A 14315-nucleotide genomic window follows, 5' to 3' on the forward strand; every position below is an offset into this window, starting at 1 on the left:
TTAATGACCGGAGAATTTATGCTGATTGACAACATCCCGGTGGAAATAGAGGATGAAAAGAACCTGCTCAGCCTCATCCGCAAGGCGGGAATCGAGCTGCCGACCTTTTGCTACCATTCCGAGCTTTCCGTTTACGGAGCCTGCCGCATGTGCATGGTGGAAAACAAGCGCGGCGGTATGGAAGCCGCCTGCTCCACCCCGCCCCGAGCGGGGATGGAAATCTATACCAATACGCCGAAACTGAGAAGATACCGCAAAATGATTCTGGAGCTGCTGCTTTCCGACCACTGCCGCGACTGCACCACCTGTGAGAAAAACGGGGAATGCAGGCTGCAGGAGCTGGCGGAACGCTTCGGAATCAGACAGGTCCGTTTCAAGAACACCGCGGAGGAACCGAAGCTGGACACCTCTTCCCTGTGCATCATCCGCGATACCAATAAATGCATTCTCTGCGGCGACTGCGTGAGAATGTGCAACGAGGTCCAGAACGTGGGCGCGATCGACTTCATGTCCAGAGGAGCAAAAATGACGGTCAGCACCGCGTTCCATGTGCCGATCGCGGACTCCAACTGCGTCGGCTGCGGCCAGTGCGCCGCCGTCTGCCCCACCGGGGCCATTGTGGTGAAAAAGGATACCGAAAGCGTCTGGGACGCTTTGAGCGACCCGGATACCAAGGTCGTCGTACAGATCGCCCCCGCGGTGCGCGTCGGTATCGGCGGCAAAATGGGCCAGAAGGCCGGCGAGGACCTGATGGGCAAAATCGTCGCTGCCCTCAAGCGCATGGGTGCGGACGAGGTGTTCGACACCGCGACGGGCGCCGATCTGACCGTGATGGAAGAGGCGAACGAGCTGCTGGAGCGCCTGGAAAACGGCGGAAAGCTTCCGCTGTTCACCTCCTGCTGCCCGGCGTGGATACAGTACGCCGAGAAAAAGCACCCGGAGCTCCTGCCCAATATTTCCACCTGCCGTTCCCCCATGGAAATGTTCGCTTCCGTTTTAAAGGAAGAATACAGCCATTCCAGCCGCCGTATCGTCAGCGTGGCCGTCATGCCCTGCACCGCCAAAAAGTTTGAGGCGGCAAGGGAGGAATTCAAAAAGGACGGCGTTCCCTATGTGGACTACGTCATCACCACGCAGGAACTGATTCAGATGATTAAGGAATCCGGCATCTATTTTTCCGAACTGGAATCGGAAGCCATCGACATGCCGTTCAGCAACCGGAGCGGCGCGGGCGTCATCTTCGGCGTGACCGGCGGCGTGACCGAGGCGGTTATCCGCCGTCTTGCCGAAAATAAATCCACCACCGAGCTGCGCGCAATCGCGTTCAACGGCGTAAGAGGGATGGAAGGCACGAAAGAAACCACTGTCCCCTACGGCGGCCGCGAACTGAAAATCGCCATCGTCAGCGGGCTGAAAAACGCGGAGAACCTGATCCGCAGCATTCAGAGCGGGGAGGCAAGCTATGATTTCGTAGAGGTCATGGCGTGCCCGGGCGGCTGTGTCTGCGGAGCCGGACAGCCGATTACCGACGCGCAGGGCAAAACGAAGCGCGGCAGCGGCCTTTATGCGGCCGATAAAATGTGCAGCATCAAGCGCTCGGAAGAAAATCCGGTCGTGATGTCGCTTTACTCCGATTTACTCAAGGGAAGGGTCCACGAGCTTCTCCATGTCGAATATAAAGAGAGGAATCGGTGATTTGAATGGTTATCAGTGTCTGTATTGGAACAGCATGCCACCTGGAGGGCAGCTATAACGTGATCGCCGCGTTTCAGCAGATGATCGAAAAATACAGTCTGCACGACAGCGTGAAAATCAAAGCGGCCTTTTGCATGGGTCACTGCACTCATCAGGGGGTCTGTGTAAAAATAGACTCCGGAGAAGTGCAAAGCGTTACCGGCACCACCGCCAAAAGATTCTTTCAGGAAAATGTGCTTGCGGTTCTGAAACCGCAGAATTGATCTCCATATTCCTCATAAAAAATGTCCGAAGCCTTAAAAGCTCCGGACATTTTTACTTTATTATCTGGTTTTCTCAAGAAAGATACGGACGTTTTCCTCTTCCTTTTCCCTGTCCGCGTTCAGCCTGCCCAGCCGGTCGCAAAGGCCCAGCAGCGCCACATCCCGGACGGAGGTCTGACTTTTCATTTGCTCCGCATCCGCGAAAGGAAGGCCGTTTACCACAAACAACAGCTGCATGTGCCAGCGCACAAGGGCGGTCACTTTCTCAATGAATGCTTCGTCCCCGCTGAACTGCTTTAAAAACTCAGCAGTCATTCTTGCGCCCAACTTGTCATGGTCGTAGGAAGTGATCTTTCCCCTGCGGATTCTGGTCGTTCCCGGCTTGCCGACGTCATGCAGCAGCGCCGCCCACATAAAGACCCTTGCGTCGCTGCTTTTCTCCTTCACCTTCGCGGCCTCATCCACCACCAGCATGGTGTGGTTCCAGACGTTCCCCTCCGGATGATGCTGCGGCGACTGCTCGGCGTTTTTCAGATCGTGCAGCATGGCAAAGGGAACCTCCCGCAAAGCGGCGGTTTTGTCCAGCTCCTCAAAATACAGCGAAGGCTTTTCATCCGCAAGCAGATGCTGTTCCATCGATTCAAATAAATTCTGTTTGATACTCATTTTCTTCCCCGACTTTTCCGGCGTTTTGTGTCATCCGTTTGCCGCCTGCCGTACGCACAAATCGGCCTGACATGAAGCTTTCTTCAGCGCGCCTGTTTTTCCAGATTCAGGAGCCGCACCTTGATGTCCATGCCCCCGCCGTACCCAACAAGTGACCCGTCCGCGCCGATGACACGGTGACAGGGAATGATGACCGGAATCGGATTTCTGTTGTTCGCCATTCCTACCGCGCGGAATCCCTTCGGGCTGCCGGCACTTTCGGCAATTTCCTTATAGCTGCGGGTTTCTCCGTAAGGGATGCCGCACAGGCAGTTCCACACCTTGCGCTGGAATTCCGTCCCGGACGGAGACAGCGCGACGGTAAATTCCGTTCTGTTCCCCGCCAGATATTCCCGCACCTCTTTTGCCGCCTGCTTCAGCAGCTCCGTTTCCCTCACGGCAGCACCGGGAGGGACGGCGGCTCCCTCAAAGCAAAGGTCGGTAATCCCCGTACCGTCTTCGGCAATAGCAATCCGCCCGATATCCGTATCATAAAAAAATAAATTTTTCACTGCGCTCATCCTTCCTATTATGACTGCCGTTCCTGAATTTATCCTTATTTTACATAATATTGCTTTGATATATTTTCCATATAAGAATAAAATTCATCTTCCGGAAAACTACTATAGCAATTTTCTTTCAGTTTGCGCGATAAAACGCGTTCCTCCCCCGCCGAAGGCGGGGGAGGAACGCAGCCTCGTTTCAGAATCAACTGGAAACGCTGTATTTTGCTGGGAAGGAGGAAAGAAATGCGGCTGGAATTTAATCATACTCCTTCTGTACATAACGGGAATTAAAGGCGCGCATAGCCGCGAAATATCCAAGCTTAAACTCGACAATGTCACCGATACGATAGGAGCGGCGGCTGTCGCTCACATCCAGGATCAAATGGTCCGAGCTGGCGCCGAGCAGGGTCACCCCGGGGTCCAGCGGTTCCATGGTGCCGGTATCCACATCCTGACGTCCTATCGCACAGATGGCCCTGGTTCGCACACCCCGATCGACGAAAACGGGCCTTTTCCCATAGGAATTTACGCCGATTTTTCCCCAGGGCTGGGACGGCTTATCCTTGATTTCCACGATCTCCGCCTGCAGGATGAACACATCCGAACAGGTATGATCCAGATATTGGTAATGCGTCCGTTCCTTGCCGAAAAGCAGCGCTTCGCCCAGACGCAGATTGTTGATTCCCCGCGGAATGCCGTTGTGCAGCATCAGGTCGATCGTCGCGGAATTTCCTCCGCTGACAATGCCGCTTCCCCCCGCAGCCACCATCGCCCTGCTTAAAAGCTCCAGATGCTCCAGCTTTTCGGTATCCGGCTGTACAAAGGAAAAACAGGTCAGATTGGTTCCCACTCCATAAAGCAGGAGGGAATCCATTCGCAGGATTTCCTCCGCCGTGCGCATCAGCTGATGATCATCCACATACCCTTCGCGGATATCCCCCATATCCGCCATCAATATGATTTTATGTACCCTGTTCTGCTTTTTTGCTTCCTTCTGCAGGGCCCGCACGGTTTCCAGCTCCGAGTTGAGCGACACATCGGCGTAGCGTACCACATCTGCCGCTTCGCTCAGCATGGGGATGCGGATCAGCCATTTTTCCGCTTTCAGCTGTTCCATCCGCTCCAGGTTCTGGATACGGGCGTCCCCCAGCATGCGGATTCCCCCGTCCAGAAAGACCTGCGCCAGGCGCGGATCTCCGCCGAACATTTTGGTAACCGCCGTAATCCGGATATGGTGCCGGCCGCAAAGCGCACGGACCACCCTGACATTTTCCAGCAGTTTTTTTGTGTCTACGGACACTTTCGGATACATATTCCACACCCTCAAACCTGGTAAAAAAAGGACGCCGCGGATAATAAAATCCACAGCGCCCTTGCTATTATTATGAATTATAAATCCTGATTCCTGCATTGTCAACCTGTTTTACGGGACAATCGATTTGTATCAGGAATGTTTTTGCAAGTTTCTATTTTCAAACCTCCAATTATTATCCAAAAAGATTATAGCAACCGACAAGAAAACACGGATTGATTTTTGAAACTTAGGTAAGCTTGCATATTGACGCGGAGCGTTTCGTCAGTTATAATGGTGGGCATACGAACAAAGAGGTTCACTGCTTCGGCAGCGGGCCTCTTTTTTTGTTTTACGACACGGATTGAAAAGTATTTGATTGAGAGGATTGAAGGCTATGAAGAAGAAAATCATCGCGGGGATGCTGACGGGGGTGCTGATGGCGGCCACTGTGTTTGCGGGCTGCAGCTCCGGCACCGCGGCCAGTTCCGCCGCTCCCGCCGCATCAACAGACGCGGGCTCATCTGCTGCGTCGGCCGCCAGTTCAAAAGTATATCTGATTGCGTGCGACGCAAAGTACGCTCCTTTTTCCTTTGAAGAAGACGGCAAATACAAAGGGATCGACGTGGAACTGCTGGACGCCATTGCGAAAGTGGAGGGTTTCCAGTATGAACTGAAGCCGATGGATTTCAGCGGCATCATCCCCGCAATCAAGGCCGGTCAGATCGACGGTTCGATCGCCGGAATGAACATCACCGAAAAGAGAAAAGAATCCGTTGACTTCTCCGACGGATATATTCAGGCGGGTTCCTCCATCGTTGTGAACAAGGACGACGACAGCATCAAGTCCCTAGATGATCTGAAGGGCAAAACCGCCGCCGTTAAGAAGGGCACCACGGGCGCTTCGTTTGCCGAAGAAAACAAGGACAAATACGGCCTGAAGGTCAATGTTTACGACGACTCCCCCTCCATGTTCCAGGCCGTGGAAAACAAAAACGCGGACTTTTTGGTGGAAGACTTCCCGGTTATTTCCTACTCCATCAAGATCAACGCCGGTTCCAAGCTGAAGGTAGCGGTCGAGTCCATCGGCGAGGCCCCGTACGACGCCTTTGCCGTAGATAAAGGCAAGAATCAGGACCTGCTGAAAATGTTCAACGAAGGCCTGAAAAAAGTAAAGGAAAACGGAACATACGACAAAATTGTCAACCAGTACTTATAAAAGAGCAAAAATAAAGCGGCAGCCCGCGCTTGCGCGGGCCGCTGCGCTTTCCAAGGGGCAGATTATAGGAGGTATGGAGTTTGGATTTGTTTTTGAAGATATTTCAGGAATCGCTGCCCAGTCTTTTGAGCGGGCTGCGGATTACCGTTATCATGGCACTTTTATCCCTGTTTTTCGCGTCAATCGTCGGACTGATCATGTGCATTTTCAGCATCAGCAGATTTCGCTTGCTGAAAGCCATTTCCACTACATATATTTACGTCATTCGCGGGATTCCGCTGATGATTCTCGGCCTGTTTCTGTATTTCGGCGTCGGCGCCGCGCTGCAGATTCGCTTTGACCCCATGGTCGCCGCCATTATTGCGCTGACCATCAACGCGGGCGCGTACATGGCGGAGATTTTTCGCGCGGGCATTCAGGCGATCGATTTCGGACAGATGGAAGCGGCCAGGAGCCTAGGTTTGAACTATTTCAAGGCGATGAAACGGGTGATCCTGCCGCAGGCGGTAAAGATCATGATTCCGTCCATCATGAATCAATTTATTACCACCATCAAGGATACTTCCATTCTTTCCGTCGTCAGTGTGAGAGAGCTCACCCTGAGCGGACAGATCATCATTGCGAACAACTATCGCCCGTTTGAGGTGTACGCGATCGTAGCCCTCATGTATTTTGTCTTTATTACGATTCTGACCATGATTTCAAAACAGATGGAAAGGAAGCTGAGTTATGATCATCGAGGCGAATAAAATCAAAAAAAGCTTTGGAAAGCTGCAGGTTCTACGCGACATTTCCCTGACTGTGGACGAAGGCGAGGTGCTCTGCATCATCGGCCCGTCCGGTTCCGGAAAAAGCACGCTGCTCCGCTGCCTGAACCGGCTGGAGGATATTCAGGACGGAAGCGTCGTCGTGCTGGGCGAGGACGTCACCCACACCAAAAACATCAACAGGCTGAGAGAAAACATCGGCATGGTTTTCCAGTCGTTCAACCTTTTCCCCAACTACACCGTGCTGGGGAACATGCTGCTTGCCCCGCTGGAGCTAAAAAAAATGAACCGGAAGGAAGCCGAGGAAAAAGCCCTCGCCCTTCTGAAAAAGGTCGGGCTGGAGGACAAAAAGGACGTCTATCCCCAGACGCTTTCCGGCGGACAGAAGCAGAGAGCGGCGATTGCCCGCGCGCTGCAGATGAACCCGAAAATCATGCTGTTTGACGAGCCGACCTCCGCGCTTGACCCGGAAATGGTCGATGAAGTGCTCAAGGTCATGAAGGACCTCGCGCAGGAGGGCATGACCATGGTGATCGTGACCCATGAAATGAACTTCGCCCGCGACGTGGCCGACCGCGTGATCTTTATGGACGGCGGCTACATTGTGGAACAGGGCACCGCAAAGGAAATTTTTACGGCGCCCAAGAACGACCGGTGCAGGGACTTCCTTGCCAAGGTGCTCAGCGCGTAGCTTTCGATCCTTCATCAGGAAAAAATGATATAAGGGAAGGATATGAAAACCGATGCTGACACAGGAGCAGAAGCAGGAAGTCACAGCATTGTGCCAAAGCCTGATCCGCGAAAAAAGCTACTCCGGCGAAGAAGCCTCCGCCGCGCAGGTGCTGAAAGCTTTTTTGAAAGCGAAGGGCTTTGACAGCGTTCAGACGGATTCTTACGGCAATGTCATCGGCTGTATCAAAGGAAACAGGCCCGGCAGAAAAATTCTGTTCGACGGGCATATCGACACCGTTGCGGTCACCGACCCTTCCGCGTGGGACAGCGACCCGTTCGGCGCGGAAATCCGCGACGGCAAAATATACGGACGCGGCGCGTCGGATATGAAGGGCGCGGTCGCCGCCATGGCGTGCGCAGTGAGCAATTTCGCCCGGAGCGGCCGCAGAGATTTCGCGGGCGAGCTGTACGTTGCCGGAGTCGTGCACGAGGAATGCTTTGAGGGGGTGGCGGCGCGTTCCGTCAGCTCCCTGGTCAGGCCGGACTATGTGGTCATCGGGGAAGCCTCCGACTTAAACGTGAAAATCGGCCAGCGGGGCCGCGCGGAAATCAGGCTGGAAACCTTCGGCGTCCCCGCTCACTCCGCGAACCCGGAAAAGGGTGTAAACGCGGTTTACCGGATCTGCGGCCTGATCGACCGGATCCGCAATCTTCCCCCGCCCGAGCAGGAGGTACTGGGGAAAGGGATTCTGGAGCTGACGGATATCAAGTCCACCCCCTACCCCGGCGCCTCGGTAGTTCCGGAATACTGCTGCGCAACTTACGACAGACGGCTTCTGGTGGGAGAAACCCGGGAAAGCGTGCTGGCTCCCCTGCAAGCCCTGCTGGAAAAGGAAATGGGCAGGGATCCTGCCCTGAGGGCGCGGGTCTCCTACGCCCAAGGGCAGGAAGAATGCTATACCGGCGCGGAAATCAGCGGGGAGCGCTTTTTCCCCGGCTGGCTGTTCGCACGGGAGGAGCCCTTTGTTCAGAACGTTGTCGCGGAGCTTCGGCGCATGGGCTTTCAGCCGGAAATCACGCAGTATCAGTTCTGTACCAACGGCAGCCACTACGCCGGAGAAGGCGGAATCAAAACCATCGGTCTGGGGCCTTCGCTGGAATCGCTGGCCCATACCATCAACGAATCTATTGAAATCGACCAATTGCACAAAGCGGTGGAATGCTACACCGGCGCAATCAATGCCCTGCTTTCAACTTAAGATATACCCGCCGGGGACTTTCTCTTAACAGATGGCCCAGCGGCAAGCGAAACCGCCCGGAAATTCCTTTCCGGGCGGTTTCGCTTTCTGCCCCCTGAGAGGCCGGCCTGACATTCCTTTCCTATTGGAGCACACGGTGATTTGTGCTATACTGGGATATGAGGAGTGATTTTATGAAAAAATATGTCAGCCCGCAAAAGCTGAGCAAAAAAGCAAAGCGGGCGCTGGATCTTTCCAGACGAACAACATGGGGTCCGTTAAACCCTGTTACCAGAAAACCGGACCATCCAAAAGCATACAAACGCAAAAAGGTTCAAAAAGGAGTGGATTACGAGCTTCCTTTTGAACCTTTTGTTTTATTTTAATATCTCCCACTGCGTTTCCCTGAAGCCCACCAGCACGGTGCCGCCGTCTACCAGGATCGGCCGCTTCACCAGCATTCCGTCCGTGGCCAGCAGGGCAAACTGCTCCTCCTCGCTCATGGAGGGCAGCTTTTTGGAAAGGCCCAGGGATTTATAAAGCAGACCGCTGGTGTTAAAGAACTTTTTCAGCTCCAACCCGCTTTTCCGGTGCCATTCCTTTAATTCCTCCACAGTAGGATTCTGTTCCTTGATATTCCGCTCCTCATACGCAATGCCGTTTTGCTGCAGCCATCTTTTCGCCTTTTGGCAGGTCGTGCATTTCGGGTAGCATACAAATAAACTCATGGTTTTCACTCCTGTTCTTCTATGATTTTCTGTACTCGTCCCACCAGATCGTCTTCAGCCAGCATCACCTTGATGCCGTGGGGATGTGTGGGGCTGTTGGTCAGAATCCGTTTGACGTGACCGCGGGTCAGCTTCCCCGTGGGCTGGTCCTTCTTCAGCACAACGTCCACCAGCGCGCCGATTTTGATATTGGCCCTGATCTTTCCGTCCATGTCTTCACCTGCTTTTCAGAAAGCCCGCTGTTGCGGGTATTCGTTTTTCATGATTCCTAGTATACCCTTTGATGAGCCCCGGCACAAGCCCCGCCGTGCAATAGATAACAAAACAGCGCACCGCTGAAAAGCAGGTACGCCGTTTTGCTGTATGTTCTATATGGATTCAAATGAAGGAATGAGTTAATTAAAGGGATGCGAGGCTTTTTCCAAGCTCTCTGCACTGTGTCTCCCCGTCCGCTTCCGGCGCGGACTGTACGATCAGGCCGTCGTCTGCCAGCCTGGCCCCGGCCGCCTGTACGCGGTCCTGCCATTCGCGCATCCACGCGCCGTCACCCCAACCGTAGGAGCCGAACAAGGCAACGTTTTTGCCCTTGAGCCCGCTCTCTATTTCCGTGAAAAAGGGTTCGAATTCGGATTCTTCCAGAACCTCGTCCCCCATCGCGGGGCATCCGAAGGCGATCACGGAGCTGGATTCGATTTTTGCACGGTCAGCGTCCGAAACCGTCGTGACTTCTGCCTGGCCGCCCGCCTGCTGTACGCCCTCGGCGATCAGATTCGCCATGGTCTCCGTATTTCCGGTACCGCTCCAATAAACAATGTAAACATTACTCATAAGTCAACCGATCTTTCTCCGCGCGGCAAAATCAGGGACAAACGGCAGGTTCGCGCGGGAACCCGATCCGCTTCTGAAAGAATTATGCGGCATGAAACAAGGCCAAAAGGGATACTCCGCTCTGTACACGCCGGTAAAAATCGTCTCTGCACAGCGTATACTTTCTGAAACGCTTCCGCGCGGCCTCTTCGTCCGAATAAACTTTCCAGTATCCGCACATTTTGCAGTTTTTTCCTCTGTGCTCAATGAAACCGATCACATCGTCCAGAGGGTAGCTCAGAAACAGGCCGATCTCATGGGGAAAACAGCATTCCCGGCAGCGGGATTTCAGTCGGTTCAGAACCGCGGCCAAATCCGTCCAATCCGTGTATCCGTACGCTTCCAGAAAGCGGCGGACCCGCCGATTCTTTAGCTCCGGCCAAAGGAGGCTGCTGCGGTAAACCAGCACCAAAAAGTGCGTTTCACATTCACACAGCACTTCCAGCCTGACGCCGGCCTGTTCCAGCTGCCGATTGTATTCCGAAAGCAAATCCAGCAGACCGTCACTGTCTTTTCTTTTTACGGTAAACAGGCTTGCTGATTTTATTCCGGCCAGCGTTGGCGAACAGTGGAACGCAAGCATAGAATCCAGTTGGCGGTTTGTCATGGCGGAACCTCGTTCTTTGTTTTGGTTAGCGTCCGCTAACTGATGACATCATAGCATGCGCTTTTCGCTTTGTCAACTGTTTTTCTTCATGTTATCTTCGGCTAAAATTTTCAGCGTTCAAGCCATTGACAGCCGAAGGCCGATGCCGCTTTCTGATTATATACGCAACGGAGTGATCGGGGCGATGTATTCTGTATTTTTCCATCTTGCACAGTTCCGTGCCCTGATTTTTTGTATTGTTAAACAAATTTCATAAAATTGAGGCTTTTATTCTCTTTCTTAGCTCTAAGTATTGACAAATCGCCGATTGCGGAGTAAATTATAAATAGTTAGTGTATGCTAACTACCAAAAATTATTCCCTTGTTGTTTGATAAAAAAGGAGGATTCATTATGCCGCTCACAATGGCACAGTCCGGTGTACAAAGTATTATTCACGAGATCCACGGCAAAGACGAAACCAGGCGCTTTCTGGAAAGTCTGGGTTTTGTTGTCGGAGGCAATGTTACCGTTGTATCGGAAATCGGCGGCAACATGATCGTAAATGTAAAGGATACCCGCATTGCAATCAGCAAGAGCATGGCAAACAGGATTATGGTGGCATAGAAGGCCCGACGGTCTTCATTTCATATGCAAAATTGACAGGAGGGAAACAGAATGACACTGAAAGATGCGAAATGCGGTACTACCGTAACGGTTACCGCCTTAAGCGGCGGCGGAGCAATCAAGCGCAGGATTATGGATATGGGAATCACGAAGGGCGTACAGATTTATGTGCGGAAAGTAGCTCCTTTAGGCGATCCGGTGGAAATTACCGTCAGAAATTACGAGTTGTCCATCCGGAAAGCAGATGCTCAAAACATCGAAGTGGCGTAGCCGTACGGCGAGGCCAAATTTTTATGATGGTAAGTTAGCTTTGGCTAACTATTATGAAGGAGGTACGCACAATGTCTATTAAAATAGCGCTTGCCGGCAACCCTAACTGCGGCAAGACGACAATGTTCAATGACCTGACAGGCAGTTCGCAGTACGTAGGCAACTGGCCAGGCGTAACCGTAGAAAAAAAAGAAGGAAAACTGAAGGGCCACAAGGATGTTACCATCGTTGACCTGCCCGGTATCTACTCTCTTTCCCCGTATACGCTGGAAGAGGTTGTTACCAGAAACTTTCTGATTAACGAGCACCCGGATGTGATTATCAATCTGGTTGACGGTTCCAATATAGAGCGCAACCTGTACCTGACCACACAGCTCGTGGAGATCGGCATCCCCGTGATTATCGCGCTGAACATGATCGACGTGGTAAAGAAAAACGGCGATAAGATCGACACCAAAAAGCTGAGCGAAGCGCTCGGCTGCGAAGTGGTGGAAACCTCTGCGGTAAAGGGGACCGGCTCCAAAGAAGTCACGGAAAGAGCCTACGCGTTGGCAAAGGCAAAAGCCAGAACCGTCCCCCAGCACTCTTTCAGCGAATCGATTGAAAAGGCGATCTCAGAAGTCGGGGAGCTGGGTAAAAGCTATATTCCCGCTGATTTCTCCCGCTGGTACGAAGTCAAACTGTTTGAAAGAGACTCCAAGGTTCTGGAGGAAGTCCATTTTTCAAAGGACGTACAGGACAAAATTGAAACGGTCATCACCGCCTGTGAAGCGGAAGCGGACGACGATTCCGAAAGCATCATCACAAATGAACGCTACAATTACATTGGCAAGCTGATTGCCAAATGCGTACACAAAAAGAACTCCGGAATGACGACGTCGGACAGAATCGACCGGATCGTTACGAATCGCTGGCTGGCACTTCCCATCTTTGCCGTGGTGATGTTCCTGGTTTACTATATCTCCATTACGACTGTCGGTACCATGGGTACGGATTGGGTCAACGACGTTTTGTTCGGTGATATCGTACCGAACGCAATCGGCGGCTTCTTAGCTTCCGTCGGCGCCGCCGAATGGCTCAGTTCGCTGATTCTGGACGGCATTGTAGCCGGTGTAGGCGCTGTACTGGGATTCATACCGCAGATGCTGGTGCTTTTCCTCTGCCTTGCAATCGTAGAGGACTGCGGCTATATGGCGCGTATCGCCTTTATTATGGACCGGGTCTTCCGTCGGTTCGGCTTGTCCGGTAAATCTTTTATTCCCATCCTGATCGGTACCGGATGCGGCGTTCCGGGCATCATGGCGACCCGCACCATTGAAAGTGAGCATGACCGCCGGATGACCATTATTACAACCACCTTTATTCCGTGCAGCGCCAAGCTGCCCGTAATTGCGCTGATTGCCGGCGCGTTGTTCCCCGAGTCGCCCTGGGTCGGCCCCTCCGCTTATTTCCTCGGCATCGCGGCGATTATTATGTCGGGTATCATTCTGAAAAAGACCAAGCTGTTTGCCGGTGATCCGGCGCCCTTTGTCATGGAACTGCCCGCGTATCACATTCCGGGCGCCAAGACAGTTCTCATTCACATGTTTGACCGCGGCAAGGCATTCATCAAAAAAGCGGGAACCGTCATTCTGCTCGCAACGGTCGGCGTATGGTTCCTCAGCACCTTTGGCTGGAACCTTCAGATGGTCGACATTGAAGAATCCATTCTCGCTTCTGTCGGACGCGTGATTGCCCCGCTCTTTGCACCTCTCGGGTGGGGACAGTGGAAACCCGCCGTTGCTACCGTTACCGGCCTGATCGCGAAGGAAAACGTCGTGGGTACTTTTGGTATCCTGTACGGCTTCTCGGAAGTGGCGGAAGACGGCACGGAAGTTTGGGCCAACCTGCAGAGCTCCTTTACCCAGCTTTCCGCTTATACCTTCCTGATGTTCAACCTTCTCTGCGCTCCGTGCTTTGCAGCAATCGGCGCAGCCAAGACCGAGCTGGGCTCCACAAAATGGACGCTGTTCTCTGTTGGGTATCAGTGTGTGTTTGCCTATATCCTTTCCCTGATTGTTTACCAGTTCGGCACCCTGTTCATGGGCGGCGGCTTTGGTATCGGAACAGCCGTTGCCACTCTCCTCTCTCTCGGTCTTCTCTATCTTCTGTTCCGCAGCTATAAACCAACAAGCGCTCATTCCCTGAAGGGAGCGCGCGCAGCCTAAAGGAGGCGTTTTTATGGCAACATTCATTATTTCGGTTATTCTTTTCGCAGCTCTCGCCGCGTCCGCGCGGTACACTTATAAAGCGCACAAGGCTGGAAAATGTGTCGGCTGCTCCGGGTGCGGCGGTCATTGCGATCACTGCTCCGACACGAGCGAAAGCCACAAGGCCTGATAGAAAAAGCGCAGGTTTGAAGCCTGCGCTTTTTTTATAAATTTATTGAACAGAGTTGATCCATGAAAAGTAAATAGGTAAAAAAGGAGAGTAAAAATGTTTTCTTCCTGCAAAAAACGATATCTGTTTGCAATCTACGAGCTGGGATTCGATGGCCGCGAAGTCCACTGCAAAGACATCGCGCGGTCTCTCGGAATTAAATGTCCTAGCGCCTCCAAAATGCTGAAAGCCATTGCTTTGGAAGGACTGATTGATAAAGAATATTACGGAACCGTGCGTTTCACCGCGCGCGGAGTCCGAATCGCGAACGAGCTGTATACCCGCTATCTGCTGCTGTATGCCTTTTTTTCCGAAACCCTTCAGGTTTCCCCGGAGAACGCACGCCGGGACGCGATATTCTCCCTGTGCGATCTCTCGGAAGAGAGTATTGATAAAATATCCGGCGTCACACTGACCGCCGCAGTTAAAAAGAAGTCCAGCCCATTTTCCGGGGATTGATAAAAA

The 14315-nt window shown here is 52.8% G+C and carries 19 protein-coding genes; 12 read left to right on the plus strand and 7 right to left on the minus strand.

The features are described 5' to 3' along the window. Positions 1-3: 3 nt before the first annotated feature. Both LY85_RS06385 and LY85_RS06390 read left to right on the plus strand, forming a co-directional pair. Positions 4-1695: a [FeFe] hydrogenase, group A gene (locus LY85_RS06385; RefSeq protein WP_141825945.1), complete on the plus strand. Its 1692-nt coding sequence runs from the start codon at positions 4-6 to the stop codon at positions 1693-1695. Positions 1696-1700: 5 nt separating this feature from the next. Beyond that, positions 1701-1958 (plus strand): (2Fe-2S) ferredoxin domain-containing protein, encoded by a 258-nt coding sequence (locus tag LY85_RS06390; RefSeq protein ID WP_038325381.1) that lies wholly within the window; start codon positions 1701-1703, stop codon positions 1956-1958. 60 nt (positions 1959-2018) lie between these two features. Here the strand turns inward: LY85_RS06390 and LY85_RS06395 are convergent, their stop codons facing one another. From LY85_RS06395 to LY85_RS06405, 3 genes are all read right to left on the minus strand, one after another. Then, positions 2019-2624: an HDIG domain-containing metalloprotein gene (locus tag LY85_RS06395; RefSeq protein WP_141825946.1), complete on the minus strand. Its 606-nt coding sequence runs from the start codon at positions 2622-2624 to the stop codon at positions 2019-2021. An 83-nt stretch (positions 2625-2707) separates the two neighbouring features. Continuing rightward, positions 2708-3175, minus strand: a complete 468-nt coding sequence (locus tag LY85_RS06400; protein ID WP_141825947.1) for a methylated-DNA--[protein]-cysteine S-methyltransferase — start codon at positions 3173-3175, stop codon at positions 2708-2710. A gap of 250 nt (positions 3176-3425) precedes the next feature. Beyond that, positions 3426-4481: an alanine/ornithine racemase family PLP-dependent enzyme gene (locus tag LY85_RS06405; RefSeq protein WP_141825948.1), complete on the minus strand. Its 1056-nt coding sequence runs from the start codon at positions 4479-4481 to the stop codon at positions 3426-3428. A 376-nt stretch (positions 4482-4857) separates the two neighbouring features. Between LY85_RS06405 and LY85_RS06410 the strand changes: the two genes are divergently transcribed. The 5 genes from LY85_RS06410 to LY85_RS06430 all read left to right on the plus strand — a co-directional run bounded on the left by LY85_RS06410 (position 4858) and on the right by LY85_RS06430 (position 8742). Further along, positions 4858-5679 carry a transporter substrate-binding domain-containing protein gene (locus LY85_RS06410; protein WP_038325384.1) on the plus strand — a complete coding sequence of 274 codons (822 nt, stop codon included), beginning with the start codon at positions 4858-4860 and terminating at the stop codon, positions 5677-5679. A gap of 80 nt (positions 5680-5759) precedes the next feature. Then, positions 5760-6428 (plus strand): amino acid ABC transporter permease, encoded by a 669-nt coding sequence (locus tag LY85_RS06415; RefSeq protein ID WP_141825949.1) that lies wholly within the window; start codon positions 5760-5762, stop codon positions 6426-6428. Next, the gene (locus LY85_RS06420; protein ID WP_141825950.1) at positions 6409-7137 is read left to right on the plus strand and encodes an amino acid ABC transporter ATP-binding protein; all 729 of its coding nucleotides are present in this window, start codon (positions 6409-6411) and stop codon (positions 7135-7137) included. Before LY85_RS06415 ends, LY85_RS06420 begins: the two co-directional genes overlap by 20 nt. A 52-nt stretch (positions 7138-7189) precedes the next feature. After that, positions 7190-8377, plus strand: coding sequence for a YgeY family selenium metabolism-linked hydrolase (locus tag LY85_RS06425; RefSeq protein ID WP_141825951.1), 1188 nt, complete (start codon positions 7190-7192; stop codon positions 8375-8377). Between the two features lie 173 nt (positions 8378-8550). Next, positions 8551-8742: a hypothetical protein gene (locus tag LY85_RS06430; RefSeq protein WP_141825952.1), complete on the plus strand. Its 192-nt coding sequence runs from the start codon at positions 8551-8553 to the stop codon at positions 8740-8742. Here LY85_RS06430 and LY85_RS06435 read toward each other — a convergent pair. From LY85_RS06435 to LY85_RS06450, 4 genes are all read right to left on the minus strand, one after another. Further along, on the minus strand, positions 8734-9084 hold the full coding sequence (locus LY85_RS06435) for an arsenate reductase family protein (protein ID WP_141825953.1): 351 nt from the start codon (positions 9082-9084) through the stop codon (positions 8734-8736). The genes LY85_RS06430 and LY85_RS06435 overlap by 9 nt on opposite strands. Positions 9085-9089: 5 nt before the next feature. Next, positions 9090-9296 (minus strand): YwbE family protein, encoded by a 207-nt coding sequence (locus tag LY85_RS06440; protein WP_141825954.1) that lies wholly within the window; start codon positions 9294-9296, stop codon positions 9090-9092. Between the two features lie 187 nt (positions 9297-9483). Continuing rightward, positions 9484-9912 (minus strand): flavodoxin, encoded by a 429-nt coding sequence (locus tag LY85_RS06445; RefSeq protein WP_038325391.1) that lies wholly within the window; start codon positions 9910-9912, stop codon positions 9484-9486. An 82-nt stretch (positions 9913-9994) separates the two neighbouring features. Further along, entirely contained in the window at positions 9995-10558 is a 564-nt protein-coding gene (locus LY85_RS06450) for a DUF3793 family protein (RefSeq protein ID WP_141825955.1), read from the minus strand. A 391-nt stretch (positions 10559-10949) separates the two neighbouring features. Here LY85_RS06450 and LY85_RS06455 point away from each other — a divergent pair, with 391 nt between their 5' ends. The 5 genes from LY85_RS06455 to LY85_RS06475 all read left to right on the plus strand — a co-directional run bounded on the left by LY85_RS06455 (position 10950) and on the right by LY85_RS06475 (position 14309). Further along, the gene (locus LY85_RS06455; protein ID WP_038325393.1) at positions 10950-11162 is read left to right on the plus strand and encodes a FeoA family protein; all 213 of its coding nucleotides are present in this window, start codon (positions 10950-10952) and stop codon (positions 11160-11162) included. Between the two features lie 51 nt (positions 11163-11213). Further along, positions 11214-11432: a ferrous iron transport protein A gene (locus LY85_RS06460; RefSeq protein WP_038325394.1), complete on the plus strand. Its 219-nt coding sequence runs from the start codon at positions 11214-11216 to the stop codon at positions 11430-11432. Positions 11433-11503: 71 nt separating this feature from the next. Further along, positions 11504-13639 (plus strand): ferrous iron transport protein B, encoded by a 2136-nt coding sequence (gene feoB, locus LY85_RS06465; RefSeq protein WP_141825956.1) that lies wholly within the window; start codon positions 11504-11506, stop codon positions 13637-13639. A gap of 13 nt (positions 13640-13652) precedes the next feature. Then, complete coding sequence (locus LY85_RS06470; RefSeq protein ID WP_081928351.1) at positions 13653-13811, plus strand: FeoB-associated Cys-rich membrane protein; 159 nt, start codon at positions 13653-13655, stop codon at positions 13809-13811. A gap of 96 nt (positions 13812-13907) precedes the next feature. Beyond that, on the plus strand, positions 13908-14309 hold the full coding sequence (locus tag LY85_RS06475) for a metal-dependent transcriptional regulator (protein ID WP_042082127.1): 402 nt from the start codon (positions 13908-13910) through the stop codon (positions 14307-14309). Positions 14310-14315 lie beyond the last annotated feature (6 nt).

Source organism: Clostridium sp. KNHs216 (genome assembly GCF_006714885.1).
Taxonomy (GTDB): domain Bacteria; phylum Bacillota; class Clostridia; order Oscillospirales; family Acutalibacteraceae; genus Caproiciproducens.